A 26960-nucleotide genomic window follows, 5' to 3' on the forward strand; every position below is an offset into this window, starting at 1 on the left:
TAATAAACCGTACAGCGCGGTTTTATTTGGGATGGGCATGCCTTGGCCAGCGACCGGCGGCGCCGGTCATGGCGTGGTGCAGTCGATCCGCTGCAAGGAAGGCGCCTTGGGCGGTTCGGTCGGCGATGCGTGGAGGGCTACGACGCCGGCAACAATCGCCTGCTCGCGACCACATTTCCGAGCAGTATCCGAGTGCCGCGCGCGGCGCCTTGAACGCATCCCCGGATTGATTGTTCGACAGTGGGTTGCAGCGTTGCGCGTCGCAGTGGCGTTGCTGCCACTACGACGCCGATGCTCACTAGTCGGCGTGCGCTGCGCGCGACATCCGATCGATGCGGCCGGGAGTCTGATCCTGGTGGGGCGCGTAAGGCCTGAGGCAAGCGCCTCAGGCCGCCGCGCGGCCGCCGGCGCGGGCCCCGCGCCGCGGCGCGCGCGCCGTATTACACTTTCGCCCGCAAACCAACCAACATGGATACAGGGGATCAGGATGAGTGGAAGACTGGGGGCAGTCGCGTTGTGCTGCGCGCTGGGGATGGGGATCGGAATGGGGAACGCGCAGGCGCAGGTGGACCTGGCGCCGTTCCTGATGAAGGAACAGGTCGGCGAGCTGCAGCTGTCGCCGACCGGCGAGTTTTACGCGGCCACCGTGCCGCTGGCGGACCGCACCGCGCTGGCGGTGATGCGCCGCTCCGACAACAAGATCGTCGGCAGTTTCTCGATGGAGAAGAACACCCATGTCTCCGGCTTCCGATGGGTCAACGACACGCGCGTGTTGTTCAGCATGGCCCAGAAAATGGGTGAGCGGGATGAGCCGTGGGGGACTGGGGAACTGTTCGCGATCAATGCGGACGGCGGTGCGGCGGAACTGCTGGTGGGCCAGCGCGTCACCGGCAATGGGCCGGGTACGCTGATCCAGACCAAGAAGGTAGAGAAGGTCATCGCCGATTGGGTCGGCCCGCTGCCCGGCGACGACCGCAACGTCATCATCCAGGCGCGACCGTTCAGCGTCACCCAGGATCCGTACAGCCGCGCCGAAGTTCTCGACGTTTACAGCGGTCGCCGTCGTCTCCTGACCGGTTCGCCGAAGGTGCGCGGCGCCGATTTCTACAGCGACGAGCAAGGCAAGGTGCGTTTTGCCTGGGGCGCCGATGCCGATAGAGCCAACAAGCTGTTCTACCGAGACGCGCAAGGCGGCGACTGGCGGCTGATCAACGACGAGAACCTCAGCCATCACACCGAGTGGCCGATCGGCTTTTCCGAAGATGGGCGCACCGCGTATTTGGAGGTCCAGCAGGACAAGGGCAGCGACGCGATCGTGGCCTGGAATGTGGACAGCAACGAGCGCAAGGAAGTGGCGCGCGATGCCCTGGCCGATCCGTACCAGATTATTCGTCGCCACGGCACCCGTATACCGGTGGGAATCCAGATACTGGCCGACAAGCCGCGTAGCCTGTTTTTCGACCCGGCCTCGCCCGAGGCCAAGACCCAGCGCTCGCTGGAGGCGGCGTTTCCGGGCCAGGCGGTCTACGTGACCTCCAGCACCCGCGATGGCCGGCTCAACCTGGTGCAGGTGCAGTCCGGGCGCAATCCCGGCGAGTACTACCTGTTCGATACCGTGGCGAAGAAGGCGGATTTCGCATTCGCCAGTCGTGCCGCGTTGCAGCCGCCGAAGCTGGCCGAGGTACGGCCGATCGCGCTGCAGGCACGCGACGGTCTTCCGTTGCACGGCTTCGTGACCCTGCCTGCGGCGGCCGCATCGGGCAAGGTGCCGATGGTGGTGATGCCGCACGGCGGCCCGTTCGGCGTGTTCGACAGCGGTCTGTTCGATCAGGATGCGCAGATCCTGGCCAGCGCCGGTTACGCGGTGCTGCAGGTCAACTACCGCGGTTCGGGCAACTACGGACGCGCTTTCCACCAGGCCGGTGGTGGGCAATGGGGCGGCGCGATGCAGGACGACGTGACCGACGCCACGCGTTGGGCGATCGCCCAGGGCATCGCCGATCCCGCGCGCATCTGCATGTATGGCGCCAGCTACGGTGCCTATGCGTCGCTGATGGGCGTGGCCAAGGAGCCGACGCTGTACCGCTGCGCGGCCGGCTACGTCGGCGTCTACGATTTGCCGATGCTGTACGTCAGAGGCGACACCCAGGAGCGGGACTCCGGCAAGACGTTTCTGCGCGAATGGGTGGGATCGGGCGCCGAACTAGCGGCGGTGTCGCCGGTCAATCTCGCCGACAAGATCAAGGTGCCGGTGTTCCTGGCGGCCGGCGGCGAGGACGAGCGCGCGCCGATCCAGCATTCGAAGAAGATGGAGGCGGCGCTGAAGAAGGCCGGCGTGCCGGTGGAGACGCTGTATGAGCCGACCGAGGGGCATGGCTTTTACACCGAAGAACACCGCCGTGAGTTCTACACCAGGCTGCTGGCGTTCCTGAGCCGCTCGCTGGGCGGCGCGCAGGCTGCGCCGGCGCCGGCGCGCTAGCTGCTGGGGATGTCTCGGTGCCGATGCGTTGCAAGCGCATCGGCACCTGCAAGTCTTGAAAGCTGGTTCGCGGCCCGACGCACCGTCGGGCCGCGCTTCGCGCGCAGCGACGACGCTGCCGACGCTCAGCGCACTCCGTGCATCATCCGCCGCAGCAGCGGCGCGGCCACGAAGGCCAGCACCGCGCAGCCCACGCCGATCCACAGCATCAGCCAGAACAGGTGCGCGTACTTGGCCGCGGCGTCGGCGATGTTCATCGCTTCGCCCTCCGGCACGTCGATCGCGGCGAGTTTGCCGAACAGCGCGGCCAGTGCTTCGGAGAACGCCGTGGCCAGGAACCAGGTGCCCATCATCAGGCTGACCACACGCGGCACCGCGAGCTGGGTCACCGCCGACAGGCCGACCGGCGACAGGCACATCTCGCCCGCTTCCAGTATCAGGTAGGCCAGCACCAGCCACCACACGCTGGCCATTTGCCCGCTGGCGCCGACCTGCTGCGCGGCCAGCGCCAGCGGCACGAACGACACCCCGGCCAACAACAGGCCCATGGCCGACTTGGACGGCTTGGACGGCTCCAGGCCGCGCCGTTCCAGCCATGCCCACAGTGCGGCGAACAGCGGCGCCAGCAGCACCAGGAACAGCGCGCCCAGGTAGGTCAGCGAACCGGCGGTCTGCGGCAGCACCAGGCAGTCGCGCACCAGGAGCAGCAGCATCAGCACGCTGACCGCGATGAACAGCAGGCGCGGCGCGGCCGATTCCGGGGTGCGGTCGGACAGCGACGCCGCGGCGACGAAGCCCAGCGGCGCCAACAGCAACGAGGCGATCGACCACGGCAGCGGCGTACCGTCGCGTATCACCAGCGACGGCACGATGTCCTTGGTCATCAGCCGGTCGGTGAAGGTGACCCAGGACCCGTAGGTCTGCTCGTACAGGGTGAAGTACACCAGCGCCATCGCGATCAGCACCATCAGCGCGATCATCTGCTGGCGCTGCACCGGCGTGCACTGGGTGCCGGTGAACCAGGCGAACCACAGCAGCACGCCGCCGAGCACCACCAGCATCAGCAGCAAGGCCAGCGAGATCTCGCCGCCCAGGCTGAAGGCGCCGTTGGCCGCGGCCCACATCAGCCAGGCCACCGGCAGCACGCCGAGTACCGCAACCAGATAGATCGCCCATTCGCGCGGCAGCCCGGCCACGCGTTGGCGCAGCAGCGCCGGTTGCGCCGGCTCGGCATGGCCGTGCAGGTATTTCTGGCCCCACAGGAACATACCCAGGCCCAGCAGCATGCCGACCCCGGCGGCGCCGAAACCGTAGCGCCAGCCGTAGGCTTCGCCGAGGAAGCCGCACACCAGCGAGGCGAACAGCGCGCCGAGGTTGATGCCGGCGTAGAACAGCGAGAAGCCGGAGTCGCGGCGCGGATCGTCCTGCGCATACAGCTTGCCGACGATGGTGGAGATGTTCGGCTTGAGGAAGCCCACGCCCATGATGATCAGCGCCAGCGACAGGTAGGTCACGCCCAGCGACGCGGTGTCGCGCACCACTTCGCCATGGATCCGCGTGGCGGCGTGGCCTTCGAAGGCCATGCCGACATGGCCGAGCACCAGCAGGATGCCGCCGAACACCACCGCCTTGCGCATGCCCAGCCAGCGGTCGGCGAGCAGGCCGCCGATCACCGGCACGCAGTACACCAATCCGCCGTAGGCGCCGAGCAGATCGAGCCCGGCCTTGTCGCCGAACAGGTGGTACTTGGTCAGGTACAGCAGCAGCAGCGCCTTCATCCCGTAGAAGGAGAAGCGCTCCCACATCTCGGTGAAGAAGCAGACGTAGACGCCTTTGGGGTGGCCGAGGAAATCGTCGCGCACGTCGCGGACGGGGAGGGCGGTGGCGGACACGGCTGGCCTGAGGCGGGGAGGGCAGCGGCGGAGTATAGGCGTGCCGCCAGGGGTTGGCTGAGTCGCGGCAGCGTGGGTTCCTTTTTCTATGGGGACCACGGGGGACGGAGTCCAGGAGGGGGGGATGAAGGGGCGGGCACAGCTTCGTGCTCTCAAACCCCGCGAGTCGCTTCGCGCCGTACCCTCACCCCAACCCCTCTCCCGATGGGAGAGGGGCTAGCGGCTGTTCCCTTCTCCCCTCGGGACCATGGCCCCCTTTTCGGGGGAAGGTGCCCCGCAGGGGCGGATGAGGGTGCGGGCGAAGCCTCGTGCACCCAATTCCGCGAGTCGCTTCGCGCCGTACCCTCACCCCAACCCCTCTCTCCCACGGGGACTCCCTTCGGTCGCCGGTGGGAGAGGGGCTAGTCGGCTGTTCACTTCTCCCATCGGGACCATGGCCCCGTTTCGGGGGAAGGTGCCCCGCAGGGGCGGATGCGGGTACGGCGCGCCATTGCACCCACGAATCCCCAATCCTCACTCCCCAATCCCAGCCTCCCAGGCATGTGCCACAAGCTGGGCGCCGCGAGGCTGGACTTGCCCAGCCCCAGACGCTAGCGTGCAAAACGTTTTTGTCGTTTCAGGGGTAACCATGAACAACGCTGCTGCGCCGCGTCAGCTCACCTTCCGCGCGGTCGTGCTGGCGATCGTGCTGGCCGTCGTGCTGTCGGCCGCCAACGCCTACCTGGGGCTGTTCGCCGGCCTGACCATCGCCACCGCGATTCCGGCGGCGGTGGTGTCGATGGGCGTGCTGCGCCTGCTCGGCGGCGGCACCATCCTGGAGAACAACATCGTGCAGACCGGCGCCTCGGCCGGTTCGTCGATCGCGGCGGGGGTGATCTTCACCATCCCGGCGCTGGTGATCATGGGCTACTGGCCGGACTTCAAGTACTGGTGGGTGCTCGGTATCGCCGGCATGGGCGGCCTGCTCGGGGTGCTGTTCTCGGTGCCGCTGCGGCGCTCGATGATCGTCGAGGACCCGCTGCCGTTCCCCGAGGGCAAGGCCGCGGCCGAAGTGCTCAAGGCCGGCGAGAATCCCGGGCCGGGCCTGAAGATCCTGGCGCTGTCGGCGACCATCGGCGGGTTGGTCAAGCTGGCCGCGGCCAGCGGTCTGAAAGTGATTCCCGACACCTGGGCGCAGGCCACCTACCTGGGCAGCAGCAAGCTGGTCGGCTACGTCGGCACCAACCTGTCGCCGGCGCTGCTGGGCGTGGGCTACATCGTCGGGCTCAACGTCGGCATCGTGGTGCTGTCCGGCTCGATCCTGTCCTGGCACATCGCCATTCCGCTGTACCAGCAGTTCTTCATGAACTCCGATCCGGCGCTGGCGCAGAGCCTGGCCACCGCGCCGGCAGCCGAGGCCGCGTTCGGCATCTGGGCGGCCAAGGTGCGCTACCTGGGCGTGGGCGCGATGCTGATCGGCGGCGTGTGGACGCTGTTCTCGCTGCGCAAGTCGCTGCTGTCCGGGGTCAAGAGCGGCTTCGCCGCGGCGCGCAAGAGCACTGCCGGCACCGTGGTGGCCGAAACCGACCGCGACCTGCCGATGAAGTGGATGCTGGTCGCGCTGCTGCTGTGCACGCTGCCGCTGCTGGGCCTGTACCAGGCGATCGTGGGGCAGTGGCATGTCAGTGTGCCGATGACCTTGATCATGATCGTCGCCGGCTTCCTGTTCGTGTCGGTGTCCGGCTATCTGGCCGGGTTGATCGGGTCGTCGAACAATCCGGTCTCGGGCATCACCATCTCCACCATCCTGTTCGCGTCGGCGGTGCTGGTGCTGCTGCTCGGGCGCGACTCGCCGATCGGCGCGGTCGCCGCGATCATGATCGGCGCAGTGGTGTGCTGCGCTGCAGCGGTGGGTGGCGACAACCTGCAGGATCTGAAGGCGGGCTACCTGGTCGGCGCCACGCCTTGGAAGCAGCAGCTGATGCTGGCCATCGGCGCGTTCTCCTGCGCCTTGATCATGGCGCCGGTGCTGAACCTGCTTGCCCAAGCCTACGGCATCGGCGCGGCGACGCCGGCGCATCCGAACTCGCTGGCCGCGCCGCAGGCGACGCTGATGGCGTCGGTGGCCAAGGGCCTGTTCGGCGGCGAACTGCCGTGGACGATGATCGCGATCGGCGCCGGCGTCGGTGCGGCGATCATCGCCCTGGACGAGTGGCTCAAGCGCACCGGCAAGCGGTTCCGCGTGCCGGTGCTGGCCGCGGCGATCGGCATCTACCTGCCGCTGGAACTGATGGTGCCGATCTTCCTCGGCGGCCTGATCACCTACCTGGTCGAGCGCTTCCACAAGATCCGCGCCGACGACGAGGAAGGCCGCGACCGCGTGCACCGTCCGGGCACGCTGTTCGCCGCCGGCCTGATCACCGGCGAGGCGCTGATGGGCATCGCCATCGCGGTGCCGATCGTGGTCTCCGGTCGCGCCGACGTGCTCGCGCTGCCCGAAGCGTTCCATCTGAACCAGTGGTACGGCCTGGTGCTGCTCGCCTTCGTCGGCTGGCTGCTGTACCGCACCGGCAAGAAGGGCGAGCCGACCGCGCCGCTGCCGCCGTCGGCGTAAGCGCAGCCACCCGCAAGCAATGCAAGAAGCCCGGCCCCGCGCCGGGCTTCGCGTTTTCGCTGGTCGCGCAGCGTTCGGGCAATGTGCTCGGCCGCTTCTTCGCAAAGCGCCGGGCGCGACGCTCCGGATCAAAGTCGCTCGCGCCGCGCAGAGTGCCGCAGCGCTACAGGCAGTAACGCAATGCCGTATCCCCTCCAGTGTCGCTGCCGCCCTGCATCGAAAGACGCCGGCGTCGCGCTCCTGCGAATCCCCACTCCCGAATCCCCAATCCCGGCATCTCCATGACTTCATGCCTTTGCACCACGCCCACCCGCGCGCCTACCATCGACGTTTTGCCGTGTTCCGGAGACGCCCGATGACCTTGCGCTACGCCTTGCTGCCCCTGTGCCTGCTGACCGCGCTGCCTGCGCTGGCGGCGACCCGCGGTTTCGATGTCCGCGACATGGTGGCGCTGGACCGGGTGTCCTCGCCGCTGCTGACGCCCGATGGCGGTACGGTGATCTTCGCCAAGCGGCAGGTGGACAAGGCCAGCGACAAAGCCAGCACCGGGCTGTGGCTGCGCAATCTGCGCACCCGCGATGCGGCGCCGCCGAAGCGGTTGACCCCGGATGGCTGGAACGTCAATTCGCCGGAGCTGTCGGCCGACGGCAAGACCGTGTATTTCCTCAGCGCCAAGTCCGGCCGCCAGCAGCTGTACGCGCTGCCGCTGGCCGGCGGCACGCCGCGCCAGCTCACTAATTTCGCGCTGGACGTGGACAGCTACCGCATCGCGCCGCAGGGCGACCGCGTCGCCTTCAGCGCCGGCGTGTTCCAGGACTGCGGTTCGGACCTTTCCTGCACGCAGCAGCGGCTGGACGCGAAGAAGAACGCCAAGGCCAGCGGCGTGGTGTTCGACCAGTTGTTCGTGCGCCACTGGGACACCTGGAACGACGGCCGCCGCAACAGCCTGTTCGTGGCGCCGCTGCCCGGCGACGCCAAGGCCAAACCGGTGGTCGGCGCCTCGGCGATCAGCGTGACCCTGGCCGGCGACATCCCGTCCAAGCCGTTCGGCGGCAGCGAGGACTACACCTGGGCGCCGGACGGGCAGTCGCTGGTCGCCAGCGTGCGCGTGGCCGGGCGCGAGGAGCCGTGGTCGACCAACTTCGACCTGTACCGGCTGGACGCGGCGGGCAAGGCCGCGCCGGTCAACCTGACCGCGGCCAACCCGGCCTGGGACGCCGGCCCGGTGTTCTCCGCCGACGGCAAGACCCTGTACTACCGCGCGATGAAGCGCCCAGGTTTCGAGGCCGACCGCTTCGGCCTGATGGCGATGGACGTGGCCAGCGGCAAGACCCGCGAGATCGCGCCGAAGTGGGACCGCTCGGCCGGCGAGATCGTGCTCTCGGCCGATGGCGGCACCGTCTACACCACCGCCGACGACACCGGCCAGCACCCGCTGTTCGCGGTGAATGTCGCCAGCGGCAAGGCCGCGACCGTGGTCGCCGACGGCCACGTCGGTGCGCCGGCGCTCGCCGGCAGCACCTTGGCCTACACCCTCAACAGCCTCAAGAGCGGCGACCAGGTGTTCGTCGCCGATGCCGACGGCCAGCATCCGCGCGCGATCACCGCCAGCGCCGGCGAACAATTGCCGGACGTGGCCTTCGGCGACTACGAGCAGTTCCAGTTCAAGGGCTGGAACGACGAGACCGTGCACGGCTACGTGGTCAAGCCGTACAACTACCAGCCTGGCAAGACCTATCCGGTCGCGTTCCTGATCCACGGCGGCCCGCAGGGCAGCTTCGGCAACGGCTGGAGCAATCGCTGGAATCCGCAGACCTATGCCGGCCAGGGCTACGCGGTGGTGATGATCGATTTCCACGGTTCCACCGGCTACGGCCAGGCGTTCACCGATGCGATCAGCCAGCACTGGGGCGACCGCCCGCTGGAAGACCTGCAGAAGGGCTGGGCCGCCGCGCAGCAGCAGTTCAAGTTCCTCAATGGCGACAAGGCCTGCGCGCTCGGTGCCAGCTACGGCGGCTACATGGTGTACTGGATGGCCGGCAACTGGAACCAGCCGTGGAAGTGCCTGGTCGACCACGACGGCGTGTTCGACAACCGCATGATGGGCTACGCCACCGAGGAACTGTGGTTCAGCGAGTGGGAGAACGGCGGCACGCCGTGGCAGAACCCGGCCGGCTACGAGAAGTTCAACCCGGTGCTGCACGTGGACAAGTGGAAGGTGCCGATGCTGGTGATCCACGGCCAGCAGGATTTCCGCATCCCGGTGGAGCAGGGCCTGGCCGCGTTCAGCGCGCTGCAGCGCAAGGGCATCGAATCCAAGTTCCTGTACTTCCCGGACGAGAACCACTGGGTGTTGAAGCCGCAGAACAGCATCCTGTGGCACGACACGGTCAATGGCTGGTTGAAGCAGCATATCGGGCAGTGAGGGGACCTGGGCTCGGAGCTTCCGGGCCCCGGTCTGGGTCATGGCCCAGGTCCCGGGATTGGGGATTGGGGATTGGGGATTGGGGATTCGGGATTCGGGATTCGGGATTCGGGATTCGAGATTCGAGATTTTCCCGCGATCCAGTAATCCGATAGCCGTTGTGGGAGGGGCTTCAGCCCCGACGCCTTACCGCTAACGCGTCGGGGCTGAAGCCCCTCCCACAAAAAGCAGGGCGCTTGCAGCGTGTCGCTCCTGCGAATTCACCCGCGCTCTGCATCGTTCTTTCGATCTTTGTGTACACCTCCAAACCTCCAAACCTCCAGCCGCGGCTCACGAATCCCGAATCCCCACTCCCGAATCCCGGCCCCACCGCCCGATGCCCTCGACGCCCCTGATCACCAACGACATCGTCATCTTCGGCCTGATTGCCGCCACCCTGGGTGCGGTGTTCTGGACCGCGGCGCGGCCGTCGGGATTCTGGAAACGCTTCTATGGCGTCGTGCCGGCGCTGCTGCTGTGCTATCTGATTCCGGGCATCTACAACACTGTCGGCCTGATCGACGGACAACACAATTCGCTCTACAACCCGGTCGCGCGCGACGTGCTGCTGCCGGCGGCGCTCGTCCTGCTCACCCTCACCGTCGACCTCAAGGGCATCCTGCGGCTGGGGCCCAAGCTGGTGGCGATGTACCTGGGCGCGTCCTTCAGCATCATGCTCGGCGCGGTGGTCGCGTTCCAGGTGATGAAGTGGCTGCACCCGGTCACCGTGGCCGGCGACACCTGGGCCGGCATGGCGGCGCTGGCCGGCAGCTGGATCGGCGGTGGCGCCAATATGCTGGCGATGCGCGAGGTGTTCCAGGTCGATGCCACTACCTTCGGCCAGTTCGCAGTGGTCGACGTCGGCGTCGGCTACGTGTGGATGGCGCTGCTGATCTTCCTGGCACAGCGTGCGCCGGCCATCGACGCGCGCACTGGCGCCGACACCCGCGGTATCGACGACCTCAAGCAGCGCATCGCCCACTTCCAGGCCCAGCACGAACGCGTGGCCAGCCTCACCGACCTGATGCTGATCGTCGGCGTCGCCTTCGGCGCGGTTGGCCTGGCGCATGCGATCGCCACCCCTACGGCGGCGTGGTTCGACGCGAACGTGAGTTGGGCCAAGCAGTTCAGCCTCGGCTCGCCGTTCGTCTGGGTGGTGGTGCTGGCGACCACGATCGGCCTGCTGCTGAGCTTCACCCGCGCGCGCACCCTGGAGGGCGCCGGCGCATCGCGCATCGGCTCGCTGCTGCTGTATTTCCTGATCGCCTGCATCGGCATGCAGATGGATCTACTGGCGCTGTTCGACCGCCCGTGGATCTTCCTGCTCGGGCTGATCTGGCTGTGCGTGCACATTCTGCTGTTGCTGGCGCTGGGCAAATTGCTGCGGGTGCCGTTCTTCTATTTCGCGATCGGCTCGCAGAGCAACGTCGGCGGCCCGGCCTCGGCGCCGGTGGTGGCGGCCGCGTTCCATCCGGCGCTGGCGCCGGTCGGCGTTCTGCTGGGCACGATGGGCTATGCCACCGGCACCTATCTGGCGTACCTGGTCGGGATCACCTTGCGTGCGATGGCCGGGGCGCCGTAGCGCACCGTCATGGCCCTGTAGGAGCGGCTTCAGCCGCGACGGGCGTTACCGACACCTTCTGTCGCGGCTGAAGCCGCTCCTACAGGGGGATTGCCGCGATCTACTGCTGCAACGCGACCCGGCGCTGCTGCTCTTCGTGTTGCGGTGCAGTCGCCTGCAGGTTCTGTTGCTGCAGATGGCCGACGTTGGCCTGCGCCGGTTCGTTGGCCGCGGCTGCCGTCTGCACCTGGCTGCGCAGATGCGCAGGGTCGTCGACGCGGCCCTGCACCGCGAACAGGCGATCGCCGTCGTTGCTGGGGACCAGTCTGTCGATCTGTTTCAGGCCGTCGTCACTGGCTCGCGCGGCGACGCTGGCGGCGGTGTTGAGGAACTGCGCGTCGTCGCGCAGGCCGAGCCGCTCGCGCTGCCCATCCAGCTGCACCACCGCATCGTTGAACAGGCGGCTGCCGGTCGGCAGCGCGCGTTCCTGGGTCTGCGCGTGGCTCTGCGCTTCCACGTCCTGCGCCTTCATCACCGAGTCGATGCCATGCAGGTCTAGCCGATGCTTGAGCATCATGCCCGGGATCAGGCGCTGGCCGAACGACAGCGGATCCGGGTCGGGCAACTGGATCTGGTGGCCGGCGGCGTCGGGCATCGCCCACTTCAGCGGGATGCTGTCTTCCTGCAGATAGGTCAGCAGTTCGTTCTTGACGTGATAGCCGCGGATCAGGCCGTCGGCGGCATAGGCCTTGGCCGCGGACGCATCCAGGCCTTCGCGCTCCAGGGTGCGGTCGTTGACGCCGGCGGCATTGTAGGTGACCGCCGGCACGTCGTTGACCATCGCCGAGGCCGCGGCCAGGCCGCCGCCGAGCGAATGCCCGGAGATCATCAGGTCCTGGCCGAACGCCTGCTTGGCCTGATTGCCGAGCTGGATGGCCGAGGCGTACTGCGCGTCGGCAAAGCCCAGGCCCTGGCCGATGTTGTGCTTCCAGTCCTTGCCTTCGTCGGTGCCGCAGAACGCCAGCACCACGTTGCCCTGCGCGTTGCGGTAGAGCGCGGCGTCGAAGCCGCTCTTGGCATCGTGCAGCATGCTCGGATCGATGCCGGCGCGCTGCACGGTGGCGTCGTCCATGCGGGTCCAGCCGTCGGGCAGCGGCGCGAAACTTTCCGCGCCGCCGGCGCGGCGCTGGCCGGCGGTGACGTACAGGTCCTGCAGCAGCGTGGGAAGTTGCGTGTCCACCGCCTGCGGCTGCTGGCCGCGGACGGCCTCGGCGAAGGGGGCGGACGCGGTATTGTCGGAGAGATCGTTCTGGCTCATGCGCGGCTCCTTGCGTGTCGTGCGAACAGCCGCCTCAGCGGCTCGCTTCCAGGGGGATGTCGTGGGCGCTCAACCAGTCGCGTACCGCAGCGCGGGTCTGCTGCGCGGCGCTGTTGAGCAGGCGCTCGGGCGTGGTGAAGAAATACGCCTGGAAGGTCTTCTGCTGCGCGTTGCGCAGGCCCGGATCGACCCCGGCCTGCAGCAGTTTCAGCACCCACGGATTGCCGGCGCTGCTCTGCGCGGCCAGGTGCAGCAGCGAGTTGCCGCTGGCATCGACCCGGTGCGGATCGGCACCGGCCTGCAGCAGCAGCTGGATCTGTTCGTCGCGCTTGCTCTGCAGCGCGCGGAACAGCGGCGTCCAGTTGCCGCGCGGACTGACCGGATCCACCGGCGCACCGTGCTGCAGCAGGATCTTCAGGTATTGCGGATCCTTGGCCATCGCCGCCATGTGCACCACGGTTTCCTGGTCCATGCCGGGTTCGGCGGGGTTCGCGCCGGCGTCCAGCAAGGCCGCGAGCGCGCGCGGCTGTTCGTTCCAGATCGCGTATTCGAGCAGAGTGACGTTCTGGTCGCCGTGCGCGGAGAGGTCCACGCCGGGCGCCAGGGCGGCGATGCGCGACGCGTCGCCGCGCGCGACGGCGGCGGCAATGTCGGCGAGATGGGGATCGCGGAACGCGACCGAATGATCCTGCAGTGTGGCTGACATGGCAGATTGCTCCTTGGCGCCGGGCGAGGCGGCGCATGAGACCGAGATGGACATCGAGGTCGCAAGCGCGATCAGGGCGGGGAATTGCTTGCGCATGAAGTGCTCCTTTTCCTGTTCGCGTTCCTGTGCCGGTGGCGACGTTCCTTGCCACCGAGGGGGATGCTAGCAGCTGCCCGGTGCCGATTCGGTAAGGTTTTGTTACAGCGCCGCTGCGGTCTGCGCGGCGTGCCATGCGCGGCGGAGCGTCGATCAATGCGAAACGAATGCAGGCGTCGGGTAGCGGAGAAAGGCCCGGTTGTGGCCAAACGCACACGCCGAGGTTGCCGCAGCAGGCGGCGTACATGCGCAACTTGGCATAATGCGGGTTTCCGCCGAGGCCCTTGCGATGACCGCGACCCCGTTCGACCTGCTGATCAGCGACTGCGACGGCGTGCTCGTCGACAGCGAGGTGCTGGCCGACCGGGTGATGTTCGACGCGCTGGGCGCCTACGTGCCGCGGGCCGAGCTGGAGGCCTATCTTGCCGGCAGTTTCGGCCAGACCGCGCACGAAATCGTGGAGCGGGTGCAGCGGCATTTCGCGGTGACCTTGCCGGATGGCCTGTTCGAGCAGATCCGGGAACGTTCGGAAGCGTTGATCGCCGCCGAGGTGCAGCCGATCGATGGTGTCCGCGAGGCGCTGCTGGCATTGCCGCTGCCGCTGGCGGTCGCGTCCAACAGCTTGCGCCACAGCGTGGTGGCGTCGGTGGCGCGCGCCGGGCTGAGCGAGCGGGTGAACGGCCACATCTTCAGCGCCGACATGGTGGCGCGGCCGAAGCCGGCGCCGGACGTCTACCTGCTGGCCGCGCACACCCTGGGCGTGGCGCCGCCGCGTTGCCTGGTGATCGAGGACAGCGTCACCGGCGCCAGCGCGGCGCTGGCGGCGGGGATGACGGTGATCGGGTTTACCGGCGCGGGCCACATTCCGCCGGGCCATGCCGACACCCTGCGTCACCTCGGCGTGGCCGCGGTGATGGAACATATGCGGCAGCTGCCGCAGGTCTACGCCGACCTGGTGCGCGCGGCGGCGGCGTAGCTGCGGCCAGGAAGCAGTCGGCCTTCTGCAGCGTAACCAATGCGCTCTCCGCCAGCCCCTGTAGGAGCGGCTTCAGCCGCGACGAACGAAGCGGTGCCGCGAACGGGTATCGAAAGCAGTCGGGACTGAAGTCCCTCCCACAGTGCATCCAGCCAATTCGCCGCAGGTTTTTGTGGGAACCACTTCAGGGCACCTCCAATAACTTTAGTCTGGTAGCTGCACGTTGCACGGCCAATGGCGTGGCGTTTTCCTGTCGCGGCTGAAGCCGCTCCTACAAGAGCACGGCGCGCTCGTTGTAGGAGCGGCTTCAGCCGCGACAGGAGGACGAAGTGGCCATGATGCCAGGCGTCCATGGGAAACGCGCCCGCAACTGCACCGAGTCCCATCGCCAACGCGCCTTTGCCACTTCGCGGCATCTCGAACGCCTTGATGCCGGGACCTACAGGCTGGGCGCATTGGCGGCTCGCAAAGGCATCGGCATGCTTTTTTGGGGCTAATAAAGGTGCCCTGAAGTCGCGACGCACGTGCTGCCGGGTGGTGGCGGCATGCCCTGGCTGGGCCGCGCGATGGAGCCCTGCCGTGGAGCGTGGTGAATAGTGAGAGCGGCTGTGGACCGCTTCTCCTCATCCGTAGTGCCTCTCTTCTTCGTACTGCCTGTCGCGACTGAAGTCGCTCCTGCATGGGAGTTGGTGCGTGTTCAATGCACGTCGTAGCGCATGTTCACGCACTGAAGCGTCATGATGGGCTTCCGCAGCGGCGATGCCGGTAGACACCGGACTCCCGCTTCCACCAATCCCGAATACCGAAGCACAAATCCCGGCCCCTCACTCAACAACAGCGAAACCCGCTCTTGCCGCCATACCGCGCTTCCTGGCGCTCGCGGAAGAAGGTCTTGTAATCCATCGGCTGCCGGTCGGGATGTTTCTCCAGCACGTGGCGCACGTAGTTGTCGTAATCGGGAATGCCGCAGCACAGCCGCGCGGTCTGCACCAGGCGCCGCCACAGCCGGCGGTGCGCCTGGTATTGCCCGACCGGAACCAGGTCGTTGCTCATCACACGTCCGCCATCTGGTGCGGCTGCAGCGCCACGTATGCGGTCTCCTTGTCGCTGCGCTGCGGGTTGCGGCGCGCGGCAAGGATGGTCTTGACCGCGTAGATCAGCACCGAGAACACCACGAACAGGAACAGCGCGGTCAGCCCGGTGTTGACGTAGGCGTTGGTGACGATCTGCTGCATCTGCGGCAAGGTCTTGGCCGGCGCGGTGATGGTGCCGCTGGCGATGGCGTCCTGGAACTTGTGCGCCTGCGCCAGGAAGCCCTGCGCCGGATTCGGGTCGAAGATCTTGATCAGCCCGGCGTAGGTGGTGCAGATCAGCAGCCACAGCGCCGGCACGATGGTGACCCAGGCATAGCGGTCGCGCTTCATCTTGAACAGCACCACCGTGCCCAGCATCAGCGCGATGCCGGCGAGCATCTGGTTGGAGATGCCGAACAGCGGCCACAGCGTGCGGATGCCGCCGTACGGATCCTTGACTCCGGTGTACAGCAGGTAGCCCCACAGCGCCACGCAGCCGCCGGTGGCGACGATGTTGGCGGCCCACGACTCGGTGCGCTTCAGCGCCGGCACGAAATTGCCGAGCAGGTCCTGCAGCATGAAGCGCCCGGCGCGGGTGCCGGCGTCGACCGCGGTGAGGATGAACAACGCCTCGAACAGGATCGCGAAGTGGTACCAGAACGCCATCATGTCCTCGCCCGGCAGCAGCTGGTGCAGGATCTGCGCGATGCCCACCGCCAGCGTCGGGGCGCCGCCGGCGCGGGCCAGGATGGTGGTCTCGCCGATGTCGCGGGCGGTGGCCTCGAGCACATCGGGGGTGATCGCGAATCCCCACTCGCTGACCTTGGCCGCGACCGCGACGACGTCGCTGCCGACCATCGAGGCCGGCGCGTTCATCGCGAAATACACGCCCGGCTCGATGATCGAGGCGGCGACCAGCGCCATCACCGCGACGAACGACTCCATCAGCATGCCGCCGTAGCCGATGTAGCGCATATGGCCTTCGTTGGCGAGCAGCTTGGGGGTGGTACCGGAGGAGATCAGCGCATGGAAGCCGGACACCGCGCCGCAGGCGATGGTGATGAACAGGAACGGGAAGATGCCGCCGGTCCACACCGGGCCCATGCCGTTGTGCGCGTACTGGGTCAGCGCCGGCATCTTCAGGTCGGGCATGACCACCAGGATGCCGATCGCCAGGGCGATGATGGTGCCGATCTTGAGGAAGGTGGACAGGTAGTCGCGCGGCGCCAGCAGCAGCCACACCGGCAGCACCGAGGCGACGAAGCCGTAGCCGATCAGCATCCAGGTGATCTGCACGTCGGTGAAGGTGAAGGCCGGGCCCCAGGTCGGATCGGCGGCGACCTTGCCGCCGAACCAGATCGCGGCCAGCAGCAGGATCAGGCCGACGACGGAGATCTCGCCGATCTTGCCGGGGCGGATGTAGCGCATGTACACGCCCATCAGGATCGCGATCGGCATCGTCGCGATCACCGTGAACATGCCCCACGGACTTTCCGCCAGCGCCTTGACCACCACCATCGCCAGCACCGCCAGGATGATGATCATGATCAGGAACGCGCCGAACAGGGCGATGGTGCCGGGGACCTGGCCCATCTCCTCGCGCACCAGGTCGCCGAGCGAGCGGCCGTTGCGGCGGCTGGACAGGAACAGCACCACGAAGTCCTGCACCGCACCGGCGAACACCACGCCGACCACCAGCCACAGCAGCCCGGGCAGATAGCCCATCTGCGCGGCGAGCACCGGGCCGACCAGCGGACCGGCGCCGGCGATGGCGGCGAAGTGGTGGCCGAACAGCACGTGCTTGTTGGTCGGCACGTAGTCCAGGCCATCGTTGTTGAGCACCGCCGGCGTGGCCCGTGTGGTGTCCAGCTGCATCACCTTGGTGGCGATGAACAGGCTGTAGAAGCGATAGGCGATCAGATAGATCGAGACCGCGGCGACCACGATCCACAGCGCGTTGATGTGCTCGCCGCGGCGCAGGGCGATGGTGCCCAGGCAGAACGCCGCCAGCACCGCGAGCGCGGCCCAGGCCAGTTTGGAAAACCCTTTCATGCAGATCGCTCCCCCACAAGATTCCCGCAAGGGTCGCCCCGATGGCCTGGGGGGTCAATGCCGGGACAGGCGATGGCCCTAGTACTTTGGTCGTAGTCGGCGTGGTTCGACCATGGCGATGGACCGGCGACGGCGAGTCGAGACGGTCTTGCCGAATCGTGATCGGCATCGGGTGCGGCGGATCGGGTGCAAGCGCATGGCGACGGGAGCGGCGGGCCTGGCTGCAGTCGGGACTGAAGTCCCTCCCACAAGAGCGCGTATCGCCTGCACCAGCGTCAGCACCGGCACCGATATCCGCATCCGCATCCGCATCGTGCCAAAACGCGCCGCGCCGACACACTCGGCGCATTCGGTTCATTCGGTGCACCCCGCGTATTCGGTAAACCCGGCGCACGCGGCCGGCCCCCACGATGGAACAATGGGTTGCGCCGGTCGCGATTGGCCGCCGATAGCGGCACGCCCATATTCGGTGCTTCGCCAGGAGATCGCCTGCCATGACCGACACCCTCACCGCCGTCCCCGCGCGCATCGCGCGCACCATCCGTGGCCGCGCCACCGCCGACGGCGACGGGGTCAGGCTGACCCGGGTCATCGGTGGCCCCGAACTGCCCGAGCTGGACCCGTTCCTGCTGCTCGACGAATTCGGCACCGACCGCGCCGAGGACTACATCGGCGGTTTTCCCAGCCATCCGCATCGCGGCTTCGAGACCGTCACCTACATGCTCGACGGGCGCATGCGGCACAAGGACAACCACGGCAACGAAGGCCTGCTGACCCCGGGCAGCGTGCAGTGGATGACCGCCGGCCGCGGCCTGGTGCATTCGGAGATGCCGGAACAGGAGTCCGGGCGCATGCGCGGCTTCCAGCTGTGGGTGAACCTGCCGGCGCGCGACAAGATGACCGCGCCGCGCTACCAGGAGTTCGCGCCCGAGCGCATTCCGCTGGCGCAGCCGGCGCCGGGGGTGACGGTCAAGGTGATCGCCGGCCAGGTCGGCGACGTGCATGGGCCGATCGCGCAGCCGGCCACCGATCCGCTGTATCTGGACATCGCGCTGGATGCCGGCGCGCGCTGGGACTACCTGCTGCCGCCCGGACACAACGCGTTCGCCTACGCCTACGAGGGTGCCGCGACGCTGGGCGAGGGCGAGGCCGCGCGCGAGTTGCCGACCCAGACCCTGGCCGTGCTCGGCGGCGGCGACCTGCTGCAGTTGCAGGCCGGCGCGGCGGGTGCGCGGCTGATCCTGGTCGCCGGCCGGCCGCTGCGCGAGCCGGTGGCGCGGCACGGGCCGTTCGTGATGAACACGCGCGAAGAGCTGATGCAGGCCTTCGTCGATTTCCAGGAAGGGCGGTTCTAGTGGCGTGATGTGGCGATCGACACGCCATGAAACCTGTAGGAGCGGCTTCCGCCGCGACCGGCATTACCGATAGATTCTGTCGCGGCTGAAGCCGCTCCTACAGGGGCTTGCAGTCGGCCGGCTGGCAGCCGCCTCAGCGATCCAGCGCCAGGCTGGTCGGGCGCATATCCAGGTTTTGCACCATCGCCTGCAGCGATTGCAGTTCCTGCACATCGCTGGCATCGATCCAGACCTGGGCGTAGTGGTCCTTGCCCAGCTCCACCACGGTGACCCGGCGCGAGGCCAGGCCCGGCGCGTCGACGCCGCCCAGATCGGGCCGGTACCAATGCACGCTTTCGCCGGCGATGCTGCCTTTCTCTTCGCGCAGGTTGCGTGCCAGCGGGATGTTCGGGTCGCGCGAGGTCAGCATCATGCCGAGCACCTGGCGGCCGTCGGCGGCCGTCGCGCGGCACACGATGAAGCCCTTGTCGCTGCGCTCGCTCCACTGCAGGTTGGCCTGCGGCGGCAGTTGCGGACAGTTCTGCGCCTGTTGCGCCATGGCCGTGGCCGCCGCCAGCACGGCGGGCAGGACCGACAGGCCGGTGAGCCAGTTTGCAACCCTCATTCGCGATGTCCCCATGTACCGCCGCGCTGCGACGGTATCGATCTTCAGCGCACGCCCACGCAGGCCGCACGGCACATCACCCTCATTCCTTTGCGGGATCCGCGTGCAGTGCATACCCCTACGCAATGCGTGTCCCGGTGTGCGGCCGCAAGTTCCCCGCCGCTGCCCGAACCATAGCCCAGCGAGCGGCACTTGACAATTGGGATGCGAATCGAAACCCGGCGCTTGCGCGGGGGCATTCGCCTGAACGCAGTCAGCGGCCGCTGGCCGCTGCGGCGCCGATGCCGCGTTGAAGCAGGGGATGCCGCCGCGCCAGCGCGCGCACGCGGTGTCGCCCTTCCATCCCTGTAAAGGAGTACAGCCCATGCCCAGCATCGATCCGCGCAAATTCATCATCGTCGCCAGCTACATGTCGCCCGGCGTCGCCGTCGGTGGCGGCGGTTTCGTCATCGTCGGCGGCAAGGTCACCAAGGTGCCGCCGAAGGGCCTGCGCCAGCTGCAGGCGGCCTACACCCTGCTCGAGGCCAGCGACGGCGTCGCCAACAAGGGGCTGGCGCAGCAGCTGCAGCAGCTTGCGGTGGAGTTGGCCGCCGATGCAGTGCCGGCGAAGGGCCGCGTCGCGGCCACCGCGGCGAGCTAGCGCGTTTTCGCGACGCGTCTGACGCAGTGGAGCGACTCTGGGTGGCCTAGTTCACTGCTCGGGACAGGCCCGACCGATGGTGCCGCCCGGAGTCGCTCCTTCATGTAGCGCATTCCGGCGGGAATGCATTGGACAGCGGCGATGCGCTCGGATCGGGCCCGATCGCACCGCCAGACTTACTTGCCCGGCTCGGGCAGCGGGATGAATTCCTGGTCGTCGCCGGGGATCAGCCCGAAGCGGCCCTCGCGCCAGTCGCGCTTGGCCTGTTCGATGCGCTCGGTGGAACTGGACACGAAGTTCCACCACAGGTGGCGCGGCCCGTCCAGCGGCTCGCCGCCCATCAGCATCGCCTTCAGCGGGGTCTTGGCGCGCAGCCGCCCGCGCGCGCCGGCTTCCGGCAGCACCAGGTAGCGTGAGGGGATGTCCACGCCGTCCAGTTGCGCCTCGCCTTCCAGCACGTACAGCGAGCGCTGCACGTGGCCGGTGTCCAGGTCGATCTCCGCATCCGCGTCCAGGTCCAGCGCCACGTTCAGCGTATCGGCGAACACCTTGACCGGCGATTCCTCGCCGTAGGCGCGGCCGGCGATCACCCGCAGCCAGACGCCATCGCGGCGCTGCTGCGGCAGGCTGGCGGCGGCGTGGTGGAAGAACGCCGGCGCGGTTTCCTCGGCCGACTTCGGCAGCGCCACCCAGGTCTGCATGCCGTGCAACGGATGCGGCTGCGTACGCAGCGACGACGGCGTGCGCTCGGAATGGGCGATGCCGCGGCCGGCGGTCATCCAGTTGACGTCGCCGGCGCGGATCACCTGGTCCGAACCGAGCGTGTCGCGGTGGCCGATCTCGCCGGACCACAGGAAGGTCACCGTGGCCAGGCCGATATGCGGATGCGGGCGCACGTCCACGCCGCGGCCGGGTTCGAAGATCGCCGGCCCCATGTGGTCGATGAACACGAACGGGCCGACGCTGCGCGCCTGCAGGCTGGGCACCGCGCGACGCACTTCGAAGCCGCCGATGTCGTGGACGCGGGGAGCGATCAGGGTGGGCATGCGCGGCCTCGCGGGCTGGAAACAGGGGCACGAGCTTCGCATGCGCGATGGCCGAAGTGGGAGCGTGGCGGCAAGACGGACTGTCCCGGCACGTCGCAAGCGATGCTGCCGTGGTGGGGCATGCGCGGTCGGGCGGATGGCCGGCGGCGGGTCGCATCGGGTTGCTGCGTGTCCCGCCGGCTGCGTGCGCCGCGCAGGCGGCGCGCGATGCAGCGATGCGTCGCGGCTCGATTCAGAACAGCTGCCCGTTCCCGGTGGCCTGCACCGCGACCTCGCCGCGGCGCGAGGCTAGTCGGTCGGCCAGGCGGGTCGGTTCCGGCAGCCGGTAGCCGCGCAGATAGCGCAGGGTCCAGTCCAGCGCGCTGTCCACCGCGACGCGGTGGCCGGGCGAGACGATCAACGGATTGCAGCGCGCCTTGCTGCGCAGCGCCCAGCCGACGGTGTCGCCGCGGTGCACGATCGGGCTGCGGTCGCCGGCCTGCGGCCCGGGTTCGTCGTAGCGCCCGGCCAGCAGCTTCTTGGCCACGCCGATGCTGGGCAGACCGCTGACCACGCCGAAGTGCGCGGCGATGCCGAGCCGGCGCGGATGGGCGATGCCCTGGCCGTCGACGAACACCAGGTCCGGCCGCTGCCGCAGCAGGGCCAGTGCGGCCAGCAGCGCCGGCAGCTCGCGAAAGCTCAACAGGCCTGGCACGTAGGGCATCGAGGTCGGCACGCGGGCGATCTCGGCCTGCTGCGGTTGCAGGGTCTCGGCGTCAATCAGTACCGCAGCGGCGCGGGTGGTCTGGCCTTCGTCCTCGAAGCCGACGTCGAATCCGGCCAGCCAGCGCGGCGGGTCCGGCACGTCGTCGTGCAGCCGCACCTGCTTGGCCAGCGTGGCCTGCAGCGCCCGCGCCTGCACGATGCTGCCGTCCCAGTCGCCGAAGACGCTGTGCGAGGAAGTGTCCATGTGGCGATGATCGCGCCGCGCTCGTGGCTGTGGCGTGGAGGAGTTGGGAATGGGGAAACGGGAATGGGGAATCGTTGAAGCAGGTTGCTGATCGATGCCTGGCGACGAGGTCGCGGTCTCGACAATAGGATGAAGGTGGTCAGCGCCGATCCGCTTGCGTTCCGGCGTAGCGCCGGCCCGGCGCGTCCTTGTAGGAGCGGCTTCAGCCGCGACAGATCGTCAGACGGCAAGGCGCACCGGAACGCCAAGCAGTTCCCACTCCCCATTCCCGACTCCCCATTCCCAGCCGCCGGCTACAATCCAGGGCCGCACGACCCACGCATCCCCCAACGGAGACCGTCGCAGTGACCCGCAAACTCGTACTGTTGCGCCATGGCCAGAGCCAGTGGAACCTGGATAACCGCTTCACCGGCTGGGTGGACGTGGATCTCACCGAGCAAGGCCGCCAGGAAGCCGCCGCCGCCGGCCGCCTGCTGCGCGAGGAGGGGCTGCAGTTCGACGTGGCGCATACCTCGGTGCTCAAGCGCGCCATCCACACCTTGCAGGGCGCGTTGAAGGAACTGGACCAGGACTGGCTGCCGGTGCACAAGAGCTGGCGCCTCAACGAACGCCACTACGGCGGCCTGCAGGGCCTGGACAAGGCCGAGACCGCGGCCAAGCACGGCGAGGAGCAGGTCAAGATCTGGCGCCGTTCCTACGACATCCCGCCGCCGCCGATGGACGCCGACGATCCGGGCCATCCGCTGCACGACCGCCGCTACGCCACCCTCGACCGCAACGCGCTGCCGGCCACCGAGTCGTTGGCGACCACGCTCGAGCGTGTGCTGCCGTACTGGCACGACGCGATCGCGCCGCAGCTGAAGGCCGGGCAGACCGTGCTGGTCACCGCGCACGGCAACTCGCTGCGCGCGCTGTACAAGTACTTGAACGGCGTCTCGCGCGAGGAAATCCTGGAACTCAACATCCCCACCGGCATCCCGTTGCTGTTCGAGCTGGACGACGCGTTGACGGTGCAGTCCTACCGCTATCTCGGCGACCCGGAAGCGGCGAAGAAGGCCGCCGAAGCGGTGGCCAACCAGGGCAAGGCGAAGTAAGGCGCACGCGGCACGCGCCGCATCAAGGAGGATGGGATGGGCGGATTCAGCATCTGGCACTTCGTGATTCTGTTGGTCGTGCTGGCGGTGCCGGCGGTGGTGTTTGCGGCGGTATGGCTGGCCATGCGCCGCAGCCGGCGTACGCAGGCGGTGCAGCATGCCGCTGCGCCGCCGCAGGCATCGTCGGTGGAAGCGCGGCTGCGTGCACTCGATGCATTGCGGGCGCAAGGCCTGGTCGACCAGGCGGAATACGAGCACCGGCGCCAGCAGATCCTCGCCGATCTGTAGGCGCGCAGCACGGCGGCGATCGGCTTCGGGGCGCCTGTTATGACTTCGGTCCTGAAGCTGCACGCTGTGCGTGTCGATGGCGTGCCGTTTTCCTGTCGCGGCTGAAGCCGCTCCTACACCATGTGCACCGTGCCCTTGTAGGAGCGGCTTCAGCCGCGACAGGAAGGCGTAGCGGCTGCGCTGCCAAGTCATTCATGGGAAACGCGGCCGCAACGCCGCCGATGCACCGCGTCTTTGACGGCACTTCAGGGCATCTCGAACGCCTCGATGCCGGAACCTGCGGCTGAGCGCATCGGCGCTTTTGAGGGGGAAGGCGCCCGTCAGTCGCCGCCGCTCGCGTCCACCCACACCCGCATCTCGCCTTCGCCGCGGTTGGCCCAGGCGAAGTAGGGTACGAAGGTCAGGGTCTGTGCCTGTCGCGGCGGCGGCGGCGCGTCGTAGCGGTACAGCGGCACGGCGTCGGCCTGCGCATCGTCGTGGCCGTGCAGGCGTTCGCCTTCGGCCTGCAGCAGCACCTGGCCGGCCAGCGTGCCGCTGCCGGGCGCGGTGCGGATCGCCGCGTCGGCGGGCAGGCGCAGCTGGTGCAGGTGCGTGCCGTTGTCGGCCTGCTCCAGGCAATAGACCAGCGGCCCGCGCTGCAGCGCGACCTTGCCGGCCAGATGGCGCACGCGCGGGTGGCCGCTGACCCGCATCGGCGCCATCGGCAGATGCAGCTGCAGGGTGTCGCCGCGTTGCCAACGCCGGCGCAGCACGCAGTAGCCGTGCTGCAGATGCGCCTGGATCGCCACCGCTTCGCCGTTGAGCTGCAGGTGCGGCGCACGGCACCAGTCCGGCAGGCGCAGCGCCAGTGCGGCTTCGACCGCCGTTTCGCACTCCACGGTCAGGTCGATCCGGTCCTGCCACGGGTAGTCGCCGCGCTGTTGCACGTGCAGCGTCTTTCCGTCCACCTCGAACGCCGCGTCGCTGCCGACGTACAGGTTCACGTAGAGCGTGTCGTCGCGGCGGGTGTAGATGTAGTGGCCGAGCGAGGTCAGCACGCGGGCGATGTTCGGCGGGCAGCAGGCGCAGCCGAACCAGCGCTGGCGCACCGGCTTGACGTGGTCGAAGCCGTGGTTGCCGTGCACGGTGGGCGGATGCACTTCCAGCGGGTTGACGTAGAAGAAGTGACGCCCGTCCAGGGCCATGCCGGCCAGCACGGTGTTGTACAGCGCGCGCTCCATCACGTCGGCATAGCGGCTGTCCGGCGCCAGCTGCAGCATGCGGTTGGCGAACATCATCAGCCCGATCGAGGCGCAGCTCTCGTTGTAGGCGGTGTCGTTGGGCAGGTCGTAGTCGACGCTGAAGGCTTCGCCGTAGCTCTGCGCGCCGATCGCGCCGGTGAGGTACAACTGGCGCTGCGTGGTGTTCTCCCACAGCCGCTCGCAGGTCGCGCGCAGTGCGGCGTCGCCGCTGTGCCGCGCCAGGTGCGCCACGCCGGCGTACAGGTACACGAAGCGCACCGCGTGGCCGACCGCGGTGGTCTGCAGCGCCACCGGCAGGTGCGCCTGGCTGTAGGCCTTGTCTTCGATCATCCACGCCGGCCCGTGGCCGCCCCAGAAGAAGCTGCGACCGCGCTTTTCGTATTCTTCGTCGTAGTAGTGGGGGGTAGTGCCGCGCTGCTCGACGAAGTAGCGGGTCAGCGCCAGGTAGCGCGGCTCGCCGGTGGCTTCGTACAGGCGCATCAGCGCCAGCTCGATTTCCGGATGCCCGGGGTAGCCGTGCAACTGGTCCGGACCTGGGCCGAAGGTGGCGTCGATGTGATCGGCGAGCCGGCACACGATGTCCAGCAGCGCGCGCTTGCCGGTGGCCTGGTGGTAGGCGACGCCGGCCTCGATCATGTGCCCGGCGCAGTACAGCTCGTGGCATTCGGCCAGGTTGGTCCAGCGCTGTTCCGGCGCCTTCACCGTGAAGTAGGTGTTGAGGTAGCCGTCGGCCTGCTGGGCGGCGCCGATCAGCTCGATGGTGGCATCGGCGTCGCGTTCCAGCGCCGGATCCGGATGCTGCGCGAGCAGGTAGGCCACCGCTTCCAGCCACTTGGCCACGTCGCTGTCCTGGAACACCATGCCGTAGAACGCGCCATCGCTGCGCCCGGCGGCGATGCGGAAGTTCTCGATCGCGTGGCTGGGTTCGGCATCGGCGACGTTGTCGTTGAGCGCGTCCCACTGGTACGGCAGCACCACCTCCTGCACCAGGCGCTGGTAGCGCTGCCAGAACGGGTCGGCGATGCGCAGGCGGTCGAGCGGGAGTTCGGGCGGCGGGGCGAGCGAGTGCGGCATGTGAGGAGTCGATCCTGGGGAGAGGGGAGGGAAGGGCGTCAGTGCACCGGGCGCGCGGCCAGATCGGCGCCAATCTGGGCCAGCAGCGGCCGGCGCAGGCGGCAGCGGTAGATCACCGCGGCCAGCGCCAGGTGCAGCGCGGCGGGGATCAGCGTTTCCAGCAGGGTGATCGCCTGCAGCGAGGCAGCGGTCTGATGCTCGGCGCCGGCGCGGTAGCCCACGCGCACGAACAGGTAGCTGATCACCACCGCGCTCGAGGCCCACGCCAGCTTGATGCAGAACAGGTTGAAGGCGAAGTTGATGCCGGAGGAACGGATGCGGTTCTTCCATGCGCCGTAGTCGTCGGCGAAGGCCATGATCGAGAAGTGCAGCGGCAGCGCGAAGCCCAGGACCAGGCAGTTGACGAAGATCAGCCCCAGCCACAGCGTCTGCTGCGCCGGCCCGGTGGGCATGCACCATTGCAGCACGCCCAGCGCGGCCAGCGCCAGGTTGGTGTGCAGGTACAGCGCCAGCGGATCGAAGCGGCGGCACAAGGCGTTGACCACGATCGCGCCGAGCACCGTGGCCAGCGCCACCATCGCGAAGAACAGCGAGGTGTAGCCGGCGCCGCCGCCGAGCACGTAAGTGATGAAATACAGATAGCCGCCGCCGCGGATGTTGAACACGTTGATCAGCAGGAACGACATCAGCAGCACCAGCCGCATCTGGTCGTTGCGCAGCAGCCCGCGCAGATGCTCGCCGATGCCGGCCTCGCCCAGCAGGCTGACCGGCACGCGCTCGCGCACGGCGAAGAAGCAGCACAGGAACATCGCCACCGCCAGCACGCTGAGCAGGCCCACGCCGAGCTGGTAGCCGTGCGCGGCATCGCCATTGCCGAGCACCCGCACCAGCCATGGCAGCCCAACCGAGACCAGGAAGCCGGCGATGCCGCACAGCACGAAGCGCCACGACTGCGCCGACACCACTTCGCGGTGGTCGCCGGTCATGCTGTTGATCAGCGCGCAATACGGCACGTTGATCGCGGTGTAGCACAGCGACAGCAGGAAATAGCTGGCGAAGGCGTAGGCGACCTTGGCCGAGTAGCTCAGCTGCGGGGTGCTGAAGGTCAGCACGCAGGCGATGCCGATCGGCAGTGCGATCCACAGCTGCCAGCCGCGGAAGCGGCCCCAGCGGCTGCGGGTGCGGTCGGCGAGCAGGCCCATCAGCGGATCGGAGACCGCGTCGGCGATGCGCAGCACGGTGAACAGCGTCCCGACCAGCGCCGGGGTCAGGCCGAACACGTCGGTGTAGAAGAACGTAAGGAAATTGGCGATCAGGCAGGTGACGATGGTGCCGCCGGCATCGCCCAGGCCGTAGCCGAACTTTTCCAGGCGCGAGAGTCGGTGCGAGGCGGCCGGTTCGGCGCCTGCGGCAACGGGGCCAACGGCGGTCGCATTCAACGGGACGGTTCCTGGCGGGC

19 protein-coding genes are annotated in these 26960 nt (G+C 68.2%); 9 read left to right on the forward strand and 10 right to left on the reverse strand.

Going from position 1 to position 26960, the window contains the following annotated elements; all coding sequences use genetic code 11:
- Positions 1-544: 544 nt before the first annotated feature.
- Positions 545-2479 carry an alpha/beta hydrolase family protein gene (locus AB3X08_RS07560; RefSeq protein ID WP_369937335.1) on the forward strand — a complete coding sequence of 645 codons (1935 nt, stop codon included), beginning with the start codon at positions 545-547 and terminating at the stop codon, positions 2477-2479.
- Positions 2480-2604: 125 nt separating this feature from the next.
- Here AB3X08_RS07560 and AB3X08_RS07565 read toward each other — a convergent pair whose 3' ends face one another.
- Positions 2605-4371, reverse strand: coding sequence for a peptide MFS transporter (locus AB3X08_RS07565; protein WP_369937337.1), 1767 nt, complete (start codon positions 4369-4371; stop codon positions 2605-2607).
- A gap of 628 nt (positions 4372-4999) precedes the next feature.
- Here AB3X08_RS07565 and AB3X08_RS07570 point away from each other — a divergent pair.
- The 3 genes from AB3X08_RS07570 (at position 5000) to AB3X08_RS07580 (ending at position 11010) form a co-directional block, all read left to right on the forward strand.
- A complete protein-coding gene (locus AB3X08_RS07570; protein ID WP_369937339.1) occupies positions 5000-6964 on the forward strand; it encodes an OPT family oligopeptide transporter in 1965 nt (654 codons plus the stop codon).
- Positions 6965-7319: 355 nt separating this feature from the next.
- Positions 7320-9389 carry a prolyl oligopeptidase family serine peptidase gene (locus AB3X08_RS07575; RefSeq protein WP_369937341.1) on the forward strand — a complete coding sequence of 690 codons (2070 nt, stop codon included), beginning with the start codon at positions 7320-7322 and terminating at the stop codon, positions 9387-9389.
- 376 nt (positions 9390-9765) lie between these two features.
- Entirely contained in the window at positions 9766-11010 is a 1245-nt protein-coding gene (locus AB3X08_RS07580) for a DUF819 domain-containing protein (protein WP_369937343.1), read from the forward strand.
- Positions 11011-11110: 100 nt separating this feature from the next.
- On the opposite strand, the gene AB3X08_RS07585 is transcribed toward AB3X08_RS07580, so the two are convergent.
- Together AB3X08_RS07585 and AB3X08_RS07590 are read right to left on the reverse strand one after the other, a co-directional pair.
- A complete protein-coding gene (locus AB3X08_RS07585) occupies positions 11111-12307 on the reverse strand; it encodes an XVIPCD domain-containing protein (RefSeq protein WP_369937345.1) in 1197 nt (398 codons plus the stop codon).
- 34 nt (positions 12308-12341) lie between these two features.
- Positions 12342-13109, reverse strand: coding sequence for an ankyrin repeat domain-containing protein (locus AB3X08_RS07590; RefSeq protein ID WP_369937347.1), 768 nt, complete (start codon positions 13107-13109; stop codon positions 12342-12344).
- A gap of 289 nt (positions 13110-13398) precedes the next feature.
- On the opposite strand from AB3X08_RS07590, the gene AB3X08_RS07595 reads away from it, so the two are divergent.
- Entirely contained in the window at positions 13399-14085 is a 687-nt protein-coding gene (locus AB3X08_RS07595) for an HAD family hydrolase (protein WP_369937349.1), read from the forward strand.
- An 828-nt stretch (positions 14086-14913) separates the two neighbouring features.
- Here AB3X08_RS07595 and AB3X08_RS07600 read toward each other — a convergent pair.
- Both AB3X08_RS07600 and AB3X08_RS07605 read right to left on the reverse strand, forming a co-directional pair.
- Positions 14914-15138 (reverse strand): YbdD/YjiX family protein, encoded by a 225-nt coding sequence (locus tag AB3X08_RS07600; protein WP_064539465.1) that lies wholly within the window; start codon positions 15136-15138, stop codon positions 14914-14916.
- On the reverse strand, positions 15138-17210 hold the full coding sequence (locus AB3X08_RS07605) for a carbon starvation CstA family protein (protein WP_369937351.1): 2073 nt from the start codon (positions 17208-17210) through the stop codon (positions 15138-15140). The genes AB3X08_RS07600 and AB3X08_RS07605 overlap by 1 nt, the downstream gene beginning before the upstream one ends.
- A gap of 494 nt (positions 17211-17704) precedes the next feature.
- Here AB3X08_RS07605 and AB3X08_RS07610 point away from each other — a divergent pair, with 494 nt between their 5' ends.
- The gene (locus AB3X08_RS07610) at positions 17705-18565 is read left to right on the forward strand and encodes a pirin family protein (protein ID WP_369937353.1); all 861 of its coding nucleotides are present in this window, start codon (positions 17705-17707) and stop codon (positions 18563-18565) included.
- Positions 18566-18698: 133 nt separating this feature from the next.
- Here AB3X08_RS07610 and AB3X08_RS07615 read toward each other — a convergent pair whose 3' ends face one another.
- Positions 18699-19169, reverse strand: a complete 471-nt coding sequence (locus tag AB3X08_RS07615; protein ID WP_369937355.1) for a hypothetical protein — start codon at positions 19167-19169, stop codon at positions 18699-18701.
- Positions 19170-19533: 364 nt separating this feature from the next.
- On the opposite strand from AB3X08_RS07615, the gene AB3X08_RS07620 reads away from it, so the two are divergent.
- Positions 19534-19809 (forward strand): hypothetical protein, encoded by a 276-nt coding sequence (locus tag AB3X08_RS07620; RefSeq protein WP_369937357.1) that lies wholly within the window; start codon positions 19534-19536, stop codon positions 19807-19809.
- A 176-nt stretch (positions 19810-19985) separates the two neighbouring features.
- Here the strand turns inward: AB3X08_RS07620 and AB3X08_RS07625 are convergent, their stop codons facing one another.
- Positions 19986-20855: a pirin family protein gene (locus AB3X08_RS07625; protein WP_369937359.1), complete on the reverse strand. Its 870-nt coding sequence runs from the start codon at positions 20853-20855 to the stop codon at positions 19986-19988.
- 232 nt (positions 20856-21087) lie between these two features.
- Positions 21088-21804 (reverse strand): deoxyribonuclease V, encoded by a 717-nt coding sequence (gene nfi / locus AB3X08_RS07630; protein ID WP_369937361.1) that lies wholly within the window; start codon positions 21802-21804, stop codon positions 21088-21090.
- A 344-nt stretch (positions 21805-22148) separates the two neighbouring features.
- Here nfi and gpmA point away from each other — a divergent pair, with 344 nt between their 5' ends.
- Positions 22149-22898, forward strand: coding sequence for a 2,3-diphosphoglycerate-dependent phosphoglycerate mutase (gene gpmA, locus AB3X08_RS07635; protein ID WP_369937363.1), 750 nt, complete (start codon positions 22149-22151; stop codon positions 22896-22898).
- Positions 22899-22934: 36 nt separating this feature from the next.
- Positions 22935-23186, forward strand: coding sequence for an SHOCT domain-containing protein (locus AB3X08_RS07640; protein ID WP_369937365.1), 252 nt, complete (start codon positions 22935-22937; stop codon positions 23184-23186).
- Between the two features lie 320 nt (positions 23187-23506).
- Here the strand turns inward: AB3X08_RS07640 and AB3X08_RS07645 are convergent, their stop codons facing one another.
- Together AB3X08_RS07645 and AB3X08_RS07650 are read right to left on the reverse strand one after the other, a co-directional pair.
- The gene (locus AB3X08_RS07645) at positions 23507-25501 is read right to left on the reverse strand and encodes a glycoside hydrolase family 127 protein (protein ID WP_369937367.1); all 1995 of its coding nucleotides are present in this window, start codon (positions 25499-25501) and stop codon (positions 23507-23509) included.
- Between the two features lie 38 nt (positions 25502-25539).
- A complete protein-coding gene (locus AB3X08_RS07650) occupies positions 25540-26940 on the reverse strand; it encodes an MFS transporter (protein ID WP_369937369.1) in 1401 nt (466 codons plus the stop codon).
- Positions 26941-26960: the final 20 nt, after the last annotated feature.

Source organism: Xanthomonas sp. DAR 34887 (genome assembly GCF_041245805.1).
In the GTDB taxonomy this organism is placed as follows: Bacteria; Pseudomonadota; Gammaproteobacteria; order Xanthomonadales; family Xanthomonadaceae; genus Xanthomonas_A; species Xanthomonas_A tesorieronis.